Annotated in this window: 17 protein-coding genes and 1 pseudogene; 15 read left to right on the forward strand and 3 right to left on the reverse strand. The window is 36.6% G+C overall.

The window, feature by feature from the left end:
• Positions 1-98 precede the first annotated feature (98 nt).
• Entirely contained in the window at positions 99-923 is an 825-nt protein-coding gene (gene comER / locus BM121_RS08725; RefSeq protein WP_091483257.1) for a late competence protein ComER, read from the reverse strand.
• A gap of 77 nt (positions 924-1,000) precedes the next feature.
• Here comER and BM121_RS08730 point away from each other — a divergent pair, with 77 nt between their 5' ends.
• The 3 genes and pseudogenes from BM121_RS08730 (at position 1,001) to BM121_RS08740 (ending at position 4,414) form a co-directional block, all read left to right on the forward strand.
• Positions 1,001-1,585 carry a helix-hairpin-helix domain-containing protein gene (locus BM121_RS08730; RefSeq protein WP_175495373.1) on the forward strand — a complete coding sequence of 195 codons (585 nt, stop codon included), beginning with the start codon at positions 1,001-1,003 and terminating at the stop codon, positions 1,583-1,585.
• Between the two features lie 70 nt (positions 1,586-1,655).
• A pseudogene (locus BM121_RS08735) lies at positions 1,656-2,102 on the forward strand (ComE operon protein 2); the annotation flags it as partial.
• 38 nt (positions 2,103-2,140) lie between these two features.
• Complete coding sequence (locus BM121_RS08740) at positions 2,141-4,414, forward strand: DNA internalization-related competence protein ComEC/Rec2 (RefSeq protein ID WP_091483260.1); 2,274 nt, start codon at positions 2,141-2,143, stop codon at positions 4,412-4,414.
• 51 nt (positions 4,415-4,465) lie between these two features.
• On the opposite strand, the gene BM121_RS08745 is transcribed toward BM121_RS08740, so the two are convergent.
• Positions 4,466-4,600, reverse strand: coding sequence for a YqzM family protein (locus tag BM121_RS08745; RefSeq protein ID WP_091483261.1), 135 nt, complete (start codon positions 4,598-4,600; stop codon positions 4,466-4,468).
• Between the two features lie 422 nt (positions 4,601-5,022).
• On the opposite strand from BM121_RS08745, the gene holA reads away from it, so the two are divergent.
• Positions 5,023-6,060: a DNA polymerase III subunit delta gene (gene holA, locus BM121_RS08750; RefSeq protein WP_091483262.1), complete on the forward strand. Its 1,038-nt coding sequence runs from the start codon at positions 5,023-5,025 to the stop codon at positions 6,058-6,060.
• A gap of 107 nt (positions 6,061-6,167) precedes the next feature.
• Here the strand turns inward: holA and rpsT are convergent, their stop codons facing one another.
• Positions 6,168-6,434, reverse strand: coding sequence for a 30S ribosomal protein S20 (rpsT, locus tag BM121_RS08755; RefSeq protein WP_091483263.1), 267 nt, complete (start codon positions 6,432-6,434; stop codon positions 6,168-6,170).
• Positions 6,435-6,605: 171 nt separating this feature from the next.
• Here rpsT and gpr point away from each other — a divergent pair, with 171 nt between their 5' ends.
• The 11 genes from gpr to BM121_RS08810 all read left to right on the forward strand — a co-directional run bounded on the left by gpr (position 6,606) and on the right by BM121_RS08810 (position 19,463).
• Entirely contained in the window at positions 6,606-7,697 is a 1,092-nt protein-coding gene (gene gpr / locus BM121_RS08760; protein ID WP_091483264.1) for a GPR endopeptidase, read from the forward strand.
• A gap of 74 nt (positions 7,698-7,771) precedes the next feature.
• Positions 7,772-8,959, forward strand: a complete 1,188-nt coding sequence (gene spoIIP, locus BM121_RS08765; protein ID WP_091483265.1) for a stage II sporulation protein P — start codon at positions 7,772-7,774, stop codon at positions 8,957-8,959.
• 2 nt (positions 8,960-8,961) lie between these two features.
• Positions 8,962-9,282: a hypothetical protein gene (locus BM121_RS08770; RefSeq protein ID WP_091483266.1), complete on the forward strand. Its 321-nt coding sequence runs from the start codon at positions 8,962-8,964 to the stop codon at positions 9,280-9,282.
• A 115-nt stretch (positions 9,283-9,397) separates the two neighbouring features.
• On the forward strand, positions 9,398-11,218 hold the full coding sequence (gene lepA, locus BM121_RS08775) for a translation elongation factor 4 (RefSeq protein WP_091483267.1): 1,821 nt from the start codon (positions 9,398-9,400) through the stop codon (positions 11,216-11,218).
• A 63-nt stretch (positions 11,219-11,281) separates the two neighbouring features.
• A complete protein-coding gene (gene hemW, locus BM121_RS08780; RefSeq protein WP_091483268.1) occupies positions 11,282-12,424 on the forward strand; it encodes a radical SAM family heme chaperone HemW in 1,143 nt (380 codons plus the stop codon).
• A gap of 156 nt (positions 12,425-12,580) precedes the next feature.
• The gene (gene hrcA / locus BM121_RS08785) at positions 12,581-13,603 is read left to right on the forward strand and encodes a heat-inducible transcriptional repressor HrcA (RefSeq protein WP_091483269.1); all 1,023 of its coding nucleotides are present in this window, start codon (positions 12,581-12,583) and stop codon (positions 13,601-13,603) included.
• A gap of 337 nt (positions 13,604-13,940) precedes the next feature.
• The gene (gene grpE / locus BM121_RS08790; protein ID WP_091483270.1) at positions 13,941-14,513 is read left to right on the forward strand and encodes a nucleotide exchange factor GrpE; all 573 of its coding nucleotides are present in this window, start codon (positions 13,941-13,943) and stop codon (positions 14,511-14,513) included.
• A gap of 29 nt (positions 14,514-14,542) precedes the next feature.
• Positions 14,543-16,381 (forward strand): molecular chaperone DnaK, encoded by a 1,839-nt coding sequence (gene dnaK / locus BM121_RS08795; protein WP_091483271.1) that lies wholly within the window; start codon positions 14,543-14,545, stop codon positions 16,379-16,381.
• A gap of 209 nt (positions 16,382-16,590) precedes the next feature.
• Positions 16,591-17,712, forward strand: coding sequence for a molecular chaperone DnaJ (gene dnaJ, locus BM121_RS08800; protein WP_091483272.1), 1,122 nt, complete (start codon positions 16,591-16,593; stop codon positions 17,710-17,712).
• A gap of 43 nt (positions 17,713-17,755) precedes the next feature.
• Complete coding sequence (gene prmA, locus BM121_RS08805) at positions 17,756-18,706, forward strand: 50S ribosomal protein L11 methyltransferase (protein ID WP_091483273.1); 951 nt, start codon at positions 17,756-17,758, stop codon at positions 18,704-18,706.
• Positions 18,707-18,710: 4 nt separating this feature from the next.
• A complete protein-coding gene (locus BM121_RS08810; RefSeq protein ID WP_091483274.1) occupies positions 18,711-19,463 on the forward strand; it encodes a 16S rRNA (uracil(1498)-N(3))-methyltransferase in 753 nt (250 codons plus the stop codon).
• Positions 19,464-19,465: the final 2 nt, after the last annotated feature.

Here is a 19,465-nt window from a genome sequence, read left to right on the forward strand (position 1 = left end):
ATTACTTTTTGCGACACAAAAAGTAATAGGAGAGTCGTATTTTGCGCTTTCCCGGGTAATATTTACAGGCACCGAATATAGTATTCGGTGCCCGGACTTCATCCGTTATTTAATTTATTTGCGATCATTTCTTTATCTTCTTTAAATTTATGATGCGTTTGGTTAATTAACTCTTCAAATAATCCATTTATATTTTCCTCAAGCGAAGCAATACCGACTCCAGTTATTCCACCTTTTACACAAACTTTTTCTATTAATTCTGTTAAGGTAAAATGATTTTCTGATAACAACTTTCCAAAACCAATAAACATTTTTTCCATTAACAATGTTGCTTGTTCTGTTGTAATTTCTGTTTGATTGGCAGCATCACGGATATAGTTTTCCGCTAAAAAAGAAAAAAAGGCAGGTCCGCAAGACACTATATCAGAAGCTATCCTCATAATGTTTTCCTCAATTTCCACTGGTTCCGAAAATTGTTGGCATTTTTTAATAAATAATTCTTTTCTGAATGATTCTACTCTATTACCGATCGTTAATAGTGTTACACCTGCCAGAGCATGGTTTGTAATACTGGGAACCATTCGTGCCACCTGGCAATCAACTAGTGATTCAATTTCTTCCACTGACATTGCACTTGTTATCGATACTAATAGTTGTTTTTCATCCAGTATTGGTCTAATTTCTCTTAATACGTTTATCATGTCTCCTGGTTTTACGCATAAAAAAATCGTATCAACATTTTCAATTAACTCAAATATATTTTCCTTTACATGAATCTGTGGATATTTTTGTTGGATTGCATATGCTTTTTCTGCTGTACGATTAGAAATATAAAGACTTTCCTGATCAATTACGTTCGATTCAAGAAAGGCAGTTACTAAAACTGCTCCCATATTACCGGTTCCAATTAAACCCCATTTCATTTCATCTCGCCTCCTGGATAGTTTCTAACACTATCCTATGAACAACTTTACTATTCTATGATAAAGGAATGATAAACATGTCTTGGATACTAAAAAATTGGTATTTAGTTTTAGTGATTGCTGCCATATTACTTTGGTTATTAATCGATCCATCAATCGAAGAACAGAACGATGCAGCCGATCAGATGATGGAAAATAATCCTGAACTGCTAGAGGAGGAAAAAACAGTTCCAACTGAATATAAGATCGATATTAAAGGTGAAATAGAAAATCCAGGGGTATATCAAGTTACCGAAAATGACCGGGTGGAAGATGCCATACAATTAGCTGGTGGTTTTAACAGCAAGGCAGATAAACAAATGATTAACCTCGCAGAACGAGTGTATGATGAAATGGTCATACATGTACCAGCGAAAGGTGAGAATGCAGAAGGGACACATCAAATGAAAGATATGGGAAGCGACGATCAAAAGGTAAAGGTTAATTTAGCATCTATTGAGGAAATGCAAACCATACCAGGGATAGGCGAAGTAAAGGCAAATGCGATTATGGAATACAGAGAAACCTATGGGCGATTTGAAAAAATAGAAGATTTAACCAAAGTATCAGGTATTGGTGAAAAAACGGTAGAAAAACTGAAGGAGTATGTCCGAATTCCGTAATGTTTGTTATTGACGCTTTTCCACTCGATCGGTACACTTCTAATATGAGTGAAAAGAAAGGGTGTTTATAATGGAAAGAATTTCCTGGCATCAATATTTTATGGCTCAAAGTCATTTATTAGCTCTGCGCAGCACTTGTCAGAGATTAATGGTAGGAGCGACAATTGTAAGGGACAAGCGTATTATCGCTGGCGGATATAATGGAAGTGTTTCTGGAAGTGTTCATTGTATTGATGAAGGATGCTATGTGATTGAAGGTCATTGTGTACGTACTATTCATGCAGAAATGAATGCTCTTTTACAATGCGCTAAATTTGGTGCTTCAACAGAAAATGCAGAGATTTATGTAACACATTTTCCTTGTTTGAATTGTTGTAAAGCAATTATTCAAAGTGGAATTAAAACTGTTTATTATGCAGAAGATTATAAAAATCATCCATATGCTGTGGAATTGTTTAAAGAAGTGGGTGTCCATGTTGAAAAAGTGGAATTAGAGCAGCATTATATAACATTGAAACCTTAACAGTATAATTAAAGGAGGGAGGTGATGATTGCTTGTATCAGCGATTACATTGGTTTGTTCTATTATATGTTATCAGTTTTGTACTGAAAGATGTGAGTGGTAAATGGTTTGTAGTAATTTTAGGAATTATTACTTTTTACCTGATATACTTTCATCGATTTTCTAAACTGCTTATTACCTCTCTCATCGTTTTTGGGCTTTTTTCATTTTATCAGATACCATCCTTACATCCTAATGACACAATAGAAACCTCCTCCAGTGTCAGTATTCAAGGAAAAATTCAATCCTCAGTAGAAAAAAACAGTCAATTTTTTCGCTTTACATTTCAATCTTCTGATCATCAGCTTATCCAAGTGTACTATTTTACCGAACCTGAAGAATACCGAAACAAATTTATGTCATTTCGCACTGGTGCTTCCTGTACGTTGTATGGAACATTTCAAAGTATTCCTGCTGCGCGTAATCCTGGACAATTTGATTATAAGGATTACTTGGCTTCACAAGGCATTGAGAAGCAATTAGTGATCGAATCGATGGAGCAAAGCAAATGTGAAGGGCAATCGTCTTGGCAAAAGATATATGATGTACGTCAACATGTATTAGATCATATCGAACATAATGTGAGTGCTTTTACATATGCCTGGTTTGCTGCCTTGCTATTTGGAGATCGGGGGCATTTAGAAGATGATGTTACAACCTTATTTCAGAATTGGAATCTTACCCATTTACTAGCTATCTCAGGTTTGCATGTAGGACTTATTTTGTCAATCGTTTATTTTTTAATGTTATTTTTAAGTCGTATTACCATCGAAAAAGCACAAGTTTTAATAGCTTGTTTATTGTTTCTCTATCCTGCAATGGCAGGCGGAGCACCTTCTGTTTGGCGAGCTAGTCTGTTAGCGATCGTTATCATTGTACTTTCCAAGTTACCTATTCGTCTAGCTACAACAGATATGTTAAGTATCGTTTTTCTCATCATGGTGATATTGGATAAATTCGTGATTTATTCGATTGCTTTTCAGTTTAGTTTTATTGTTACGTTTGGAATTATATTATCGAGGAAATTATTGAACGATGATGTCGGTTATATATGGTTAGTACTTCGAATTTCACTTATAAGTATGCTCATTATATTGCCTATTCAGCTTTATCATTTTTTCCAATTCCAACCATTATCTGTATTTCTGAATGTGATCGTGATTCCTTATTTTACATTTATCGTGTTGCCGTATTTAATTTTGATACTATTTGCTTCCTTAATGCCTCCAGTTTTAGCTATCTTAGATTCGATTTTTGTGGATCTTCATACAGCGGTAATCACGGCTTTGACTACAATTGATCACTTTATACAACCTCCTTGGTTGACCGGTGAATTTCCGATTTATTTTTTTCTGCCTTTTTATATTTTATTATGGTTATTTCTTTATTATTTTGAAAAGAAACAATTGTCAAAAGCCCTTCAATTTGGCTCATTAATCGTACTACTACTTACATTTATTTGCATCAGACCATACCTAGATCCTCATGGATATATAACGATGTTGGATATCGGTCAGGGGGACGCTATTATAGTCGAATTACCTTACAGAAAGGGAGTTTTTATATTTGATGCAGGTGGGAAAATGACAGCAGACTTTTCCGAGACTTCTTCTGAAACCTTTGATCAGGTAATCGATCCATATTTGAAATCTAAGGGTATTAATAAAATTGATGCTATCATATTGTCACATGCTGATCATGACCATGTAGGCAGTGTACCATATATTTTAGCCGGATATTCTGTCGATTATGTGATTACGAGTCCTTATTTTGATGCTGAGATAATCGAACAATATAAGAACACAGATACTGAATCCCAATTTTTTACTGTAAAGGCAGGGGATACATTCGATCTTAAACAGCATACATTTGAAGTTCATTATCCGGAGCGGAATCAAACTGATAACAATGGTAATTCACTTGTTATTAGTAGTACATTTGGTAAGGATAAATGGTTATTCACAGGTGATTTAGGAGAAACGGGAGAAACAGAAATAGTACATGCATATCCAGCATTAAAAGCAGATGTGTTAAAAGTTGCCCATCATGGCAGTAATACATCAAGTTCTCCATCTTTTTTAGCGGCGGTAGAAGCAGATTTAGCATTGATATCGGTTGGTGAAAATAATCATTATGGCCATCCACATAAAGATGTGTTAGATAATTTGAAAAGATACAATGTAAAAGTAATGAGAACGGATCAATATGGTGCGATTATTTATAAATTTTCGGAAGAAAGAGGAACAGTTTTTCCTTATTTACCATAATATACAGTAGAATATAAAAAAACGAGACTAAAAGTTAGCCTCGTTGCGTTTTTATGAACTAACTGCATCAAAAATAACACCAATAAAGAAAATAATCATAAAGAATACAAAAGAGAAAACAAAACCAAAACCAGCATCAAAAATGTCATGTCGTTTAGACTGAACATCCTTTTCAAATTCATTCATTTGTTATTACCTCCTTAAAATATCGAGTTGAAGTTGAACTTCATACTCTTGTTTGTAGTAACATCGGCGATTGTCCGTCGTCATTACTTCAATTTTTTCATCCATATCTCAGGATTCCCTTACTTAGCAAGAGTTAACACCTATATATTTTTGGGTATCAGGTCAATCTATATATAAGAAAATATCGCAACTTGATTAGATGCCTAGGACTGATGAAGTTGCGTTGATATAGATTGCAGAGGGAAGGATGTTGATGCCTCCCTCTTTTTCATTAATATGTATAATATAGATGTTTTGCATTCACACTTCTTTTCAACAGTTAAATCTTATTATACAATAAAACATATTCAGTTTTTTTTCAACTTTTTATCATGTTTGACACATTTTTTAAAGAAATTAGCTACATATTTGGAGATGAGTAGATGAGTTATCTGGCGTGTATTGAAGAAATGAAGAAAGGAAAATTTGCACCTGTTTATTATTTTCACGGAACGGAGACATATATGACTGAAGCTTTAAAGCAGGCATTAATTTCAAATGGTGTTGATCAGGAGGAACAAGATACGAATTTGTCTATATATGACTTGGAGGAAACTCCAATTCAGGATATAGTAACGGATGCAGAAACATTTCCATTTCTTGGTGAAAGAAAAGTTATTATTGCTACAAATGCAGATTTTTTACGGGCAAAACCTGCGAAAACGGAAATTGAGCATCAGCCTGAAATATTAATTGATTACATACAAAATCCTGCTCCCTATTCTGTTCTTGTAATAATAGCTCCTTATGAGAAGGTAGACGAACGAAAAAAAGTAGTTAAACAACTAAAAAAAGCCGCAAAAACTGTAGCCTGCGAACCGTTAAAGGAATGGAATATGCAAGAGGTGATTGGCACCATTGCAAAAGAACACGGAGTATCCATTTCTGGCCAAGTAATGACTTATTTTATTAATGAGATTGGTACTAATTTAATGATCATCCATTCTGAAATGGAAAAGCTTGCGTTATATGTGGGAGAAGGAAATGAAATAAGATTAGAAGATGCGGAATTATTATTATCTAATCAGGAGAACAATTCGGCACTAAAATTAATGGATGCTATCATGGTGAACGATTTGGCAAAAGCAATTGACATTACTAAAGATTTGGAAAAAATGAACGAGGATCCAATTGCTTTGATTGCACTTGTTGCGTCACAATTCAGGACGTTGCTACATGTGAAATTATTGAAGCAAAAAGGGTACACTCAACAGCAAATGGCGACCCAATTAAAAATTCACCCATATGTTGCCAAGCTATCGATGCAGCGTCAAAATAAGTTTCAGGTGAAGGAACTGAAGGAAGCTATTGATTTGTTGACAGAAACTGATACGCAAATAAAATCAGGTAAAATGGATAAATCACTTGCGTTTGAGTTGTTATTATATCAATTAATTTCTAAGAGAAAAATTGTATCTTAGGGTAGGTTAATGAATTGAACCTAACACAGAAGTATCGCATTTTCCGTAGCTTTCAAGTGAGAAAAAACCAAAAAACCACAACAGCTCTAGTCTGTTGTGGTTTTTCATTATGCACTTAGTCCGTTTACTTTTTGTGCTAAACGAGATTTTTGACGGTCACCATTGTTTTGGTGAATAAGTCCTTTTTGAACGGCTTTGTCAATTTTCTTTACTGCAGTTACAAGTGCAGTTTTTGCGTTTTCAACATCATTGTTTGCTATTAGTGTTTCCACTTTCTTAATATGTGAACGCATATCAGTTTTTACGGTTTGATTTTGTTGACGGTGATCTTCATTCACGCGAACACGTTTAATTGCTGATTTAATATTTGCCAATGTCTTCACCTCCATCTTGCTTTTACCCTATCTTATGTTAGGTCAAATGACATTTTACCAAAGCTTTGCCAAGTTTTCAATACAAATTGTTGTTTCAGCAGAAATATCCCTCCGTGTATCTTTTTGAACTACTCGGTAAAACTATAAAAAATGTGTGAGGAGGATGATACTGTGAAAGATCAATCATTTGAAGTAAGAACCGATTTAGCAGTCGAAGCAAAAGATATGTATGTTGAAAAAGAAAAAAACAAAGAACAACAAATTGCCGGAGTAAAAATAAACGAGAAGCGAATCGGAAATATAGAAGTAACTAATGTAGAAGTAGACGAACAAGGCGCAAATAATATTGGCAAAAGTCCAGGGTCCTACCATACGGTTTACTCTAATGCGATAAAAAATCAAGATACAAAGTCCCAAGAAGAAACAGCAAAAGTAGTAACTAAACAACTAATAGAATTAATGGATAAAAATGAAGTAGCGAAAGGTGCTTCAGGATTAATTGTCGGTTTAGGAAATCGTAATGTAACTCCTGATGCTTTAGGTCCTCTAGCCATTGATAAAGTGCTTGTCACCAATCATTTATTTATTCACGAACCCCAGTATGTACAGGATGGTTATCGAAAAGTAGCAACGATCAACCCTGGCGTAATGGGAGTTACTGGTATCGAAACGAGCGATATTATCAAAGGTGTCATTGAGAAATATAAACCAGGTTTTGTGATAGCTATCGATGCACTTGCTTCCCGTTCTATTGAAAGAGTAAATGCAACCATACAATTGTCGGATTCTGGTATACACCCAGGTTCAGGTGTTGGTAACAAACGAAAAGAATTGAGTAAAGAAACTTTAGGTGTACCTGTTTTCGCTATTGGTGTACCAACAGTAGTAGATGCCGTTACGATCACAAGTGATGCGATTGATTATGTGTTTAAACATATCGGTAAGGAATGGCGTGAAAAAGATAAACCTTCTAAATCATTAACACCTGCAGGATTAAATTTCGGAGACCATTCACTATCGGAAGAAGATTTACCACCAATTGAAAAAAGAGAGAAAATATTTGGAATGATTGGTGCATTAGATGAACAAGAGAAGCGAGCGTTAATGAAAGAGGTGCTGACACCTCTTGGACATAACTTAATGGTAACGCCTAAGGAAATAGATGGATATATCACAGATATGGCTCATTTATTGGCAGAAGCGTTAAATGCAGCAATGCACGAAAACGTTGATATTAAAAATTTTGCTCAATATACAAGATAAAAATAGGTTCTACTTTCTATTGAATCATCATAGTATCTAGTAGATATGATAGAGGAGATAGAAAGGAGAACACTATGCGCCGTCCTAATCGATTTCAAAAACGTGTCTTTTTGTTTTCAAAACATAAATTACTGATAACTATATCGGGATTTGTTACCGCATTTTTTGCGATGTTTATTTTAGTAGGCATGTTAACAAGTATTGATCCGAATTATCGTGTTGCTTCTAATACGGTGAAGAAATGGACAAATAATGTAACCGAAGTACATTTCTTATCCTTAATGATGATGGAAAACCGCACTTTTAAAGAAGCGCTCCCAGATGATCAGACACCTATTGATATGTGGAAGGTAGTCTTTGAATTAGGAACGAATGTCAGAATGCATGATGTCAGAAGCTTATTGGGGAGAGAACTTCCTGGATTTGAAATGTATGATCGTCAAATATTAATTGCAGGTGAGGGAACAGATTATACGAATTTAACCGTAGAGTCTACACCACCTCTAGATATCGTTTTAGAAGAAAGAGAAGCAACAACGCCAGAAGGAAAAGATGAAGAAAAGCCTGTTGAGGAAAAAGAAAAAACAACAGGTGACAAAAATGTTGTTTATATATACAACACACATAATCGTGAATCTTTTTTACCTTATTTACCTAAGACGGATAATCCGAATGATGCGTTTCATCATGAAGTGAATATCACGAACGTCAGTGAGCAGCTCGCAAAAGATTTAAAACGTTATGGTATTGGTGCTGAAGTGGATGACACCGATATTGGTGCTATCTTAAATGAAAAAGGATGGGATTATTCCTCAGATTCTTATAAAGCCTCTAAAGATGTGGTTGAAGCAGCAGTGTCGGAAAATAAGGAAGTTAATTTTGTGTTTGATTTGCATCGTGACAGTATCCGTAAAGATTTGACGACAATTGAGATTGATGGGAAATCTTATGCCAAAATTATGTTTGTAATTGGTGGAGATAATCCGAATTATGAAAAAAATTATGCATTAGCAGAGAAATTACAGGCTTTATTTGATGAAAAATATTTAGGTTTAAGTCGTGGGGTAGAGATGTATGGCGGTGCAGGCAGAAACGGTGTCTACAACCAAGATATCTCTGAAAACGCGTTGACGATAGAAATTGGCGGGGTTGATAACACAATGGAAGAGTTGTATAACACCACAGAACTTTTTGCAGAGATATTCAGTGAATATTATTGGAATGCTGAAAGCGTCTCAGGATCTAATGAAGGGGATGAATAAAGGTGAAGTACTTCTTTTACTTATTGTTGTTGACACTAGTTTTTTCGTTAGGCATGTATATCGGTATAGATCGTTCTGATGGAGTGGGTGTAGCTGTCAGTCACTCTCAAGAAGAAACGACAAGTGAATCAGAGGAAGCCGATGAAGTTGAGGTAGTGAACAGAGATCAGATTATAGAAGAAGTAGAAAAAGAAGTTCAGGTGAATGAGGAGATCGAACCTACTTTTTTACACTCCGCTGCAGGTGAGGGCGAAAAAATCGTTAAAGTTATTTTCGATCAAATTGTGGATGTTACGTATGCAGTAGTGGATGGTGTTTTTTAGATGAAGAGAAGGTCAAATGGTTGATTGAAGAAATACCTGCTGCATATTTCTGTTGAACATCCACGTTTTCACTGCTATAATCAATGCTAGTATTGTGGTCGAATATAGGAGTTGAATGACATTGACGAACAATAGAAATCAAAGCAAAGTACGTAATTTTTCAATAATTGCACATATTGATCACGGAAAATCAACGTTAGCTGATCGAATATTGGAAAAAACAAAAGCGCTGACGTCTCGTGAGATGAAAGCACAATTTCTAGATGGGATGGATTTAGAGCGTGAACGTGGGATTACGATCAAATTAAATGCTGTTCAATTGAAATATGATCGCGGTGATGGAGACGAATACCTTTTTCACTTGATCGACACACCTGGACATGTCGATTTTACATACGAAGTTTCGCGAAGCCTCGCAGCGTGTGAAGGTGCTATTTTAGTGGTAGATGCGGCACAAGGTATTGAAGCTCAAACACTTGCAAATGTCTATCTGGCACTGGATAATGATCTTGAAATTATACCGGTTATTAATAAAGTTGACTTACCAAGTGCAGACCCGGAGCGAGTGAAACAAGAGATTACCGATGTCATAGGTATTGACGGAGACGAAGCGATATTAGCAAGTGCAAAGTCCGGCATTGGTATTGATGAGATATTAGACCAGATTGTCGAAAGAATTCCCGCGCCTAAAGGAAACCTTGATGATCCACTTAAAGCACTTATTTTTGATTCATTATATGATCCATACCGTGGAGTTGTCGCATATATTTGTGTCAAAGAAGGTTCGGTAAAAGTAGGCGATAAGATTAAAATGATGGCAACGGGTAAAGAATTTGAAGTGAATGAAATTGGGGTCTTTAATCCAAAGCCAGTTAAACAAGATGAATTATTAGTTGGTGATGTAGGATACTTAACAGCATCGATTAAAAATGTAGGTGATACTCGCGTAGGGGATACCATTACATTATCCAATAATCCTGCTTCTGAGCCATTACCAGGTTATCGCAAGTTAAATCCGATGGTATTCTGTGGTCTTTACCCGGTTGATGCAGATAAGTATAATGATTTGCGTGAAGCACTTGAACGTCTGGAGTTAAATGATTCCTCTTTACAATACGAAGCAGAAACTTCTCAAGCATTAGGATTTGGTTTCCGGTGTGGATTTCTGGGACTGTTGCATATGGAGATTATCCAGGAACGTATTGAGCGTGAGTTTGGTATTGATTTAATAACTACAGCGCCAAGTGTGATTTATCAAGTCGTGAAAACAGATGGTGAAGCAGTTGATATTGATAATCCATCATTTATGCCGGACAATCAATCTGTTGAAGAGGTCCAGGAGCCATACGTTCGGGCAACGATAATGGTGCCAAATGATTTTGTGGGACCAGTGATGGAAATCTGTCAGAAAAAACGCGGCGATTTTCTGGATATGCAATATTTAGATGATAATCGAGTGAATGTTGTCTATGAAATTCCATTATCCGAAATTGTTTACGACTTTTTTGATCGATTAAAGTCACAGACGAAAGGCTATGCTTCCTTCGATTATGAAATGATAGGCTATAAGACATCGGACCTTGTGAAAATGGATATATTATTGAATGGCGATACAATTGATGCCTTGTCCTTTATTGTACACCGTGATTTTGCTTTTGAGCGTGGAAAGCAAATAGCCGATAAATTAAAAACGTTAATACCTAGACAGCAGTTTGAAGTACCGATTCAAGCGGCAATAGGTAATAAGATTGTTGCAAGAACGAACATCAAAGCAATGCGTAAAAACGTGTTAAGTAAATGTTATGGCGGGGATATCTCCCGAAAACGTAAACTTTTAGAGAAACAAAAAGAAGGTAAAAAACGTATGAAAATGGTTGGTTCTGTTGAAGTTCCTCAGGAAGCCTTTATGTCAGTTCTTAAAATGGATGATGATTAGAATCAATGAAAAGCCCTTGTCAAATGGCAAGGGCTTTTACCGTACGTGAAAGGAGGAGAAGGAATGGTATCGTCTGTCTATATTCACATTCCTTTTTGTGAAAAGATTTGCCATTATTGTGATTTTATTAAGTTTTTTTATGAAGAACAAATGGCCGATGATTACTTAGTTGCATTAGAGAATGAGATGAAAATCAATATAGAAAACCCTAAAAAGAAAATGAAAACTATTTTTGTTGGTGGAGGAACTCCAACTGCACTTAATAACCGACAGTTAACGAAACTGGTGAAAATGATCGATCATTATTTTGATGTTGAAAGTGCAGAAGAATATTCATTTGAAGCGAATCCAGGTGATTTAACGGAAGAGAAAATTCGCATTCTAAAAGAGCACGGTGTCAACCGGATTTCGATGGGGGTCCAGGTGTTTGATGATGTGATGTTAGAACAATTGGGCAGACTGCACCGAGTGAAAGATGTCTATCAGAATGTAAATGATTTAGTGAGGGCTGGTATTGACAATATTAGCATCGATTTAATGTACAGCTTGCCAAATCAGACGCTCGGACATTTTGAGGAAACGTTGGATGAGGCATTACAGTTTGATCTGCCTCATTATTCCGCTTATTCGCTACAGATTGAGCCGAAAACCATTTTTTATCAACGTTATAAGAAAGGAAAGTTAACAAAGCCACCAGAAGAAATCGAAGCGGATATGTATGAATTACTACGCAGAGAAATGAAAAATAAAGACATCCAGCAGTATGAAATCAGTAACTTCGCCAAACCAGGTTTTGAAAGTAAGCATAACTTAACTTATTGGAACAATGATTACTACTATGGTTTTGGTGCAGGGTCGCATGGGTATTTACCTGGAGAACGGATTATTAATATTCGTCCATTCCCAGCCTATGTGGAAGCAGCGAATAAAACAGGCAAACCTGTCCTTCATATTGAAAAAATCGGACGTAAGGAACAAATCGAAGAAGAAATGTTCTTGGGATTGAGGAAAAGTGAAGGGGTATCGATTCCGCGGTTTGAGGAAAAATACCAAGTGAAAATGGAGAAATTATATGGAGATGAATTAACCCAGCTTGAAAAACGAGGCTGGATTGACCGTGATCCACACTTTGTTAAATTAACAGAAGAAGGAAAACCTTTCGGGAATGAAGTATTTCAATCTTTTTTATTGGAAAAAGATCTGTAATATTTTTGTTAACTGATTGGGACGGGCATCATGAAACTTTTCCATGTCGATGAAAAGAAATCTGGTGTTTCTTGATTGACATTTTGTGATGGATTTGATAATTTATTATTAGATTTAGCACTCAAGGTTTTAGAGTGCTAACAGAGGTGATCATCGATGCTTACAGAGAGACAGATCCAAGTTTTGCAGGTTATTATTGATGAGTTCATCCAGACGGCACAACCGATTGGATCGAGGGCTATCGCTAAAAAAGAAGACATTTCATTTAGTCCTGCTACTATTCGCAATGAAATGGCAGATCTAGAGGAATCAGGTTTTATTGAAAAAACGCACACTTCCTCTGGACGTGTACCTTCTGAAAAAGGCTATCGTTTTTATGTCGATCACTTAATGTCACCATTTCGTTTATCTAATCAAGATATGAGCATTATTCAAAAGACATTTGAACGTGAAATGATCGAATTTGAAAAAGTAGTTCAAAAATCTGCACGTGTTTTATCAGATTTAACGAACTACACTTCGATCATTTTGGGACCAGAAGTATTTGAAACAACATTAAAGCAAATTCAGATTATCAGTTTGTCTGAACATACTGCGGTTGCGATACTAGTAACTAGTACAGGACATGTTGAACATCGATACTTCAATGTGCCAACAATAATGCATACATCTGATTTGGAGAAATTGGTAAATATTTTAAATGATCGCCTGATTGGTGTACCAATCATCCGCCTGCAACAGAAAATGTATGGTGAAGTTGCACAGATACTGCAACGCTATAGTTCAGAATTTGAAACAACTTATTCATATTTAAAAGAAGCTTTATTGGAGAAACAACCTGTGAAGCTTTACATGGGCGGAAAAACAAATATCATGTTACAACCAGAGTTCCATGACATCCAAAAGATTCAATCTCTTTATTCTGTAATGGAAAAAGAAGACGAAATGGCGAATCTACTCAGAACATCTGGTAAAGGTATTAAAGTGTCGATTGGGCAGGAAAATGAGTTGGATGCGATGCAGGATTGCACCTTGATCACCGCAACCTACTCGTTAAGCGATGAACAGCTCGGAACGATAGCATTACTTGGACCGACGAGAATGGAATATTCAAGAGTTGTGTCAATATTGAATGTTTTGTCAAATAGATTAACTAAAAAATTTAATTCATGGTACTAATACGAGAAGGGTATGGTGCAATCCCGTACTCTTTTTGTGAGGTATAAAGCATAAACAGGGAGGTCTAGGCAATCGCCAGAAGTATAGTCGGCCTTGCACTGACTAACTTCACTCACGGCCTGTGATCAATGTTGATACTAAAATTTCCAGTTCGTCATGCCCTTGGGCGAAGAAGTTATCATCGGTTCGTAAACTCACCGTGATGCCTTTATCTCTAAGTGAGAAAGAATGATCGATTAAAACCATCACTTTGCGCTTAATTATGTGAGTGTAAAGTTTGATTATTTCGTTAAAGTGTGTTTAGCTATACAGTGGTTTTATTTAGGAGGTGACAGGGATGGAAGAAAAAGATGTTCAACAAAAAGAACAAGAAGATGTGAAGGAAGAAGTAGTTGAGGATGCTGAACAGGAGCTTGTCACAGAGGCGGAATCAGCTGAATCTGAAGAGGAAACAGTAAGCAATGAAGAATCTGAAAAACTGCAACAAGAGAAAGATGAATTACAAACACAACTTCTTCGTGTGCAAGCAGAATACGATAACTTCAGAAAACGTACGAAGAAAGAAAAAGAAGCAGACCTGAAATATAAATCACAATCGGTAGTAACAGAACTATTACCGGTTTTAGATAATTTTGAGCGGGCACTTCAAGTAGAAGTTGAAGATAAAGCCGCAAAAGGTGTTGTCGAAGGTCTGGAAATGGTCTACCGACAACTGAAGACAGTACTTGAAAACGAAGGTGTAACAGAGGTTGAAACAGATGGTCAAACATTTGATCCAAATATACACCAAGCAGTTATACAAGTAGAAGAAGAAGGTTATGAATCAAACCAAATTGTTGAGACGATGCAAAAAGGATACCAATTAAAGGATCGTGTAATCAGACCAGCAATGGTGAAAGTAAATCAGTAATTACATATGATGTAAGGAGGATGTTGAAAATGGGAAAAATTATCGGTATTGATTTAGGTACAACTAACTCATGTGTGGCAGTAATGGAAGGTGGCGAATCAAAAGTAATTCCAAATCCTGAAGGAAATCGTACTACCCCTTCTGTTGTTTCTTTTAAAAATGGTGAACGTCAAATTGGGGAAGTAGCAAAACGTCAAGCTATTACAAACCCAAACACGATTCAATCCATCAAGCGTCACATGGGTACAGATTATAAAGTGGAGATCGAAGGTAAAGAACATACTCCACAAGAAATTTCTGCGATTATTTTACAACACTTAAAATCTTATGCAGAAGATTATTTAGGAGATACAGTAGAGAAAGCAGTTATTACTGTTCCTGCTTACTTTAACGATGCAGAACGACAAGCGACAAAAGATGCTGGAAAAATTGCCGGACTTGAAGTGGAGCGTATTATTAATGAGCCTACTGCGGCAGCATTAGCATATGGTATCGATAAAGCGGAAGAAGATCAGACTGTTCTTGTATATGACCTTGGTGGTGGTACATTTGATGTATCTATCCTAGACATCGGTGAAGGCACGTTTGAAGTAGTTTCCACTGCTGGTGACAACCGCCTTGGTGGGGATGACTTTGACCAAGTCTTAATCGACCACATGGTTCAAGAATTCAAGAAAGAAAATGGTATTGATCTTTCACAAGATAAAATGGCACTACAACGTTTGAAAGATGCTGCTGAAAAAGCGAAGAGAGATCTTTCTGGTGTAGCACAAACACAAGTGTCTCTTCCATTCATCACAGCCGGTGATGCTGGTCCGTTACACTTAGAAATGAACATTACTCGCGCTAAATTTGATGAGGTGTCTTCAGCTCTTGTTGAAAAAACAATGGGGCCAACTCGTCAAGCAATTAAAGATGCAGACCTTTCTGCAAGTGAAATAGATAAAGTATTACTTGTTGGTGGTTCTACTCGTATACCGGCAGTGCAAGAAGCGATCAAGAAAGAAGTTGGTAAAGAGCCATCTAAAGGGGTTAACCCGGATGAAGTTGTAGCACTTGGTGCAGCAATCCAAGCTGGGGTATTACAAGGGGACGTAAAAGATGTTGTATTACTAGACGTTACTCCACTTTCATTAGGTATCGAAACTATGGGTAGTATCACGACAAAACTTATTGAGCGAAATACAACCATCCCTACAAGTGCTCAACAAGTATTCTCAACTGCAGCGGATAACCAAACAGCAGTGGATATTCACGTATTGCAAGGTGAGCGTGAAATGGCACAAGATAACAAAACACTTGGTCGTTTCCAATTAACTGATCTTCCACCAGCACCACGTGGAGTGCCTCAAATCGAAGTATCATTTGACATTGATGCCAATGGTATTGTAAATGTTCGTGCAAAAGATTTAGGTACAAATAAAGAGCAATCTATTACCATTAAATCTTCTTCTGGTCTTTCTGACGATGAGGTTGAAAAAATGGTTCAGGAAGCAGAAGAAAATGCAGAAGATGATAAGAAACGTCGTGAAGAAATAGAACTTCGCAATGAAGCAGATCAATTGGTTTTCCAAACGGATAAAACATTAAAAGATCTTGGTGAAAATGTTTCTGAGGAAGAACAACAAAAAGCAGAATCTGCAAAAGACGAATTGAAAAAAGCACTAGAAGACAATGACCAGGAACAAATTAAAGAGAAAAAAGAAGCCTTAGAACAAGAAGTTCAAGCTCTTTCCATGAAAGTCTATGAACAAGCACAACAACAAGCAGAAGCTAACGGCGATGCTGCAGGTGCAGAAGAAGGACAGCAAGAAGATGAAGTAGAAGACGCAGATTACGAAGAAGTGGACGACGAAGATAAAAAATAAAAAATAGGTTCTCAATCTAGGTTTGGAAAGTCAAAGTCAGTAATACATGGCTTTGGCTTTTTCCATGAAATAGTCATTTTTATTCAAATAAGTGCACCAATGATGCTGATTAAAGATACTCAGCTTCGGATAAGTAATGTTTGCTTATCTTTATCAATCAATGTTATTATAGTGTTTATGCAATAAACGAGCGGGAGTGTGATTAGGCAGTGAGTAAACAAGATTATTATGATGTTCTTGGTGTATCTAAAGATGCATCAAAAGATGAGATAAAAAAAGCGTACCGTAAACTTGCAAGAAAATATCATCCAGACGTTAACCAAGAAGAAGGTACAGATGAGAAATTCAAGGAAGTAAAAGAAGCATATGAGGTATTAGGTAATGAACAACAAAGAGCAAAATATGACCAATTTGGTCATGCCGGACCACAAAGTCAAGGATTTGGCGGTTTCGGAGGTGGAGAAGACTTCGGCGGCTTTGGAGATATCTTTGATATGTTCTTCGGAGGTGGACGAAGCCGAGATCCCAATGCTCCACGCCAAGGAAATGATTTACAATATGCGATGACCTTAGAGTTTGAAGATGCCATTTTTGGAAAAGAAACAGACATCCATATCCCAAAAGAGGAAGATTGTTCAACATGTAATGGATCTGGTGCAAAACCGGGAACTAATCCGGAAACATGTAGCCATTGTAATGGTAACGGTCAATTAAATGTCGAGCAAAATACACCTTTTGGTAGAGTAGTCAATAGACGTGTATGTCACCATTGTCAAGGTAGCGGTAAAATGATTAAAGATAAATGTACCACTTGTGGTGGCCAAGGTAAGATCAAAACTCGTAAGACAATTCATATCAGCATTCCGGCGGGTATTGATGAGGGACAGCAAATTCGTGTTCCAAATCAAGGTGAACCAGGTGTGAACGGTGGGCCTGCTGGTGATTTATATGTTATTATTCAAGTAAAAGAGCATGAATTCTATCAGCGTGAAGGCGATCATATTTTCTGTGACATGCCTATTACATTTGTTCAAGGAGCTCTAGGAGACGAAATTGAGGTACCAACCCTGCACGGGAAAGTAAAACTTAAAGTACCAGCTGGTACACAAACAGGTAAAACATTCCGATTAAAAGGGAAAGGTGCACCAAATGTGAGAGGGTATGGACAAGGGGATCAACATGTCAAAATTCGTGTCATTACACCGACAAACTTAAGTGATCGTCAGAAAGAATTATTAAGAGAATTCAATGAAATTAGTGGAAATCAACCGACTGATGAGCATGAGAATTCTTTCTTTCAAAGAGTAAAGCGTGCATTTAAAGGAGAATAAGAAATACTTGTATGAAAATTTTAAATAAAGTGAGTTGATCTGCGTGAAGTGGACAGAGCTGTGTATCTATACGACAAATGAAGCGATTGAACCTATCTCGAACATTATTCACGAAGCAGGTGCCAGTGGTGTCGTTATTGAAGATCGTCAGGATTTAGAGAAAGAACGTGAAAGTATTTACGGTGAAATCTATGATCTTAATCCTGACGATTATCCTGAAGAGGGAGTGCGTTTAAAAGCATATCTTCCTGTAAATAGCTTCTTGGGTGAAACGGTAACTGAGATTAAACAGGCGATTAATAATTTGCTCCTATACGATATTGATATTGGTTTAAATAAGATAACTCTTAGCGAAGTTAATGAAGAAGAGTGGGCAACAGCTTGGAAAAAGTATTATAAACCTGCGAAAATTTCAGAGCGTATAACCATAACACCGACGTGGGAAGATTATCAGCCTGTCTCTACAGATGAACTCATCATAGAGCTAGATCCGGGTATGGCATTTGGTACAGGTACACATCCAACAACAGTGTTAAGCATTCAAGCACTTGAGAGATTCATTGAAAAAGATGACACTGTTCTTGATGTTGGGTGTGGTTCAGGTGTGTTAAGTGTTGCTTCCGTATTATTAGGTGCAGAACAAGTTTTTGCTTATGATTTAGACGAAGTAGCGATTCAAAGCACTAAGTTAAATGTCAAAGTAAATAAAGTGGATGGCAAAGTCAAAGTAAAGCAAAATAATTTACTAGATCATATAGATGAAACAGCTGATATCATAGTATCAAATATCTTAGCTGAGATCATTTTGCGTTTTGAGAAAGATGCTTTTGAACGATTAAAACCTGGAGGAGTATTTATTACTTCTGGCATCATTCAAAAGAAAAAGCGAGATGTGAAAGACGGATTAGAAAAAGCGGGATTCGACATTTTAGAAATCAATCAGATGGAAGATTGGATTTCAATCATTGCCCAAAAGCCTGAAGAAAGTAGGTAGTGGGATGCAACGTTATTTTATCGAAAAAGATAATTGGTATGATGATAAAATACAAATTGTGGCTGATGACTATCACCATATTGTTCATGTCATGCGTATGGAAGAAGGAGATACACTTATTGCTAATCGTCATGACGGACAATCAGCAATAAGTCGTATCAAAAGGATCCATGAAACGGTTGTGGAAGCTATTGTTGAGAAATGGCTACATGAGGAATCGGAGTCACCGATTAACATTACGATAGTGCAAGGCTTGCCAAAGGGTGATAAATGGGAGTTAATCCTGCAAAAGGGTACGGAACTTGGAGCAGCTCATTTTATCCCTTTTCAAGCTGATCGTTCTGTTGTAAAATGGGATCACAAAAAGTTAAAGAAAAAACTACCGAGATGGCAAAAAATCGTGAAAGAAGCTAGTGAACAAGCACATCGAACGAAAATTCCTCAGGTCGATTCTGTTATTACAATGACAGAATTAATTAACGAAAGTGTGTCCTATGATTTCAAATTCTTCGCTTATGAAGAGGCGACGCGTGAATACAAATCTTTCAAATTACATAACTATTTTTCCAAAATACAAGAAGGTCAATCAGTAATAATTTGTATCGGTCCAGAAGGTGGTTTCAGTGATAAAGAAGCAAATGATTTAAAGAATGAGGGCTTTCAGGCGATTCGACTCGGGCCAAGAATTTTACGAACGGAAACAGCCCCCCTATTCGTACTTGCTAATTTATCTTACTACTTTGAAGAAATGAGGTGATG

Origin of the sequence: Gracilibacillus orientalis, assembly GCF_900114645.1 — a bacterium.
In the GTDB taxonomy this organism is placed as follows: domain Bacteria; phylum Bacillota; class Bacilli; order Bacillales; family Amphibacillaceae; genus Gracilibacillus; species Gracilibacillus orientalis.

What these genes read in the sequence shown, in the direction of transcription:
- comER (WP_091483257.1), bottom strand. Translation starts at nt 923, where the DNA reads ATGAAATGGGGTTTAATTGGAACCGGTAATATGGGAGCAGTTTTAGTA.
- BM121_RS08730 (WP_175495373.1), top strand. Translation starts at nt 1,001, where the DNA reads ATGTCTTGGATACTAAAAAATTGGTATTTAGTTTTAGTGATTGCTGCC.
- BM121_RS08745 (WP_091483261.1), bottom strand. Translation starts at nt 4,600, where the DNA reads ATGAATGAATTTGAAAAGGATGTTCAGTCTAAACGACATGACATTTTT.
- holA (WP_091483262.1), top strand. Translation starts at nt 5,023, where the DNA reads ATGAGTTATCTGGCGTGTATTGAAGAAATGAAGAAAGGAAAATTTGCA.
- spoIIP (WP_091483265.1), top strand. Translation starts at nt 7,772, where the DNA reads ATGCGCCGTCCTAATCGATTTCAAAAACGTGTCTTTTTGTTTTCAAAA.
- lepA (WP_091483267.1), top strand. Translation starts at nt 9,398, where the DNA reads ATGACATTGACGAACAATAGAAATCAAAGCAAAGTACGTAATTTTTCA.
- hemW (WP_091483268.1), top strand. Translation starts at nt 11,282, where the DNA reads ATGGTATCGTCTGTCTATATTCACATTCCTTTTTGTGAAAAGATTTGC.
- hrcA (WP_091483269.1), top strand. Translation starts at nt 12,581, where the DNA reads ATGCTTACAGAGAGACAGATCCAAGTTTTGCAGGTTATTATTGATGAG.
- grpE (WP_091483270.1), top strand. Translation starts at nt 13,941, where the DNA reads ATGGAAGAAAAAGATGTTCAACAAAAAGAACAAGAAGATGTGAAGGAA.
- dnaK (WP_091483271.1), top strand. Translation starts at nt 14,543, where the DNA reads ATGGGAAAAATTATCGGTATTGATTTAGGTACAACTAACTCATGTGTG.
- BM121_RS08810 (WP_091483274.1), top strand. Translation starts at nt 18,711, where the DNA reads ATGCAACGTTATTTTATCGAAAAAGATAATTGGTATGATGATAAAATA.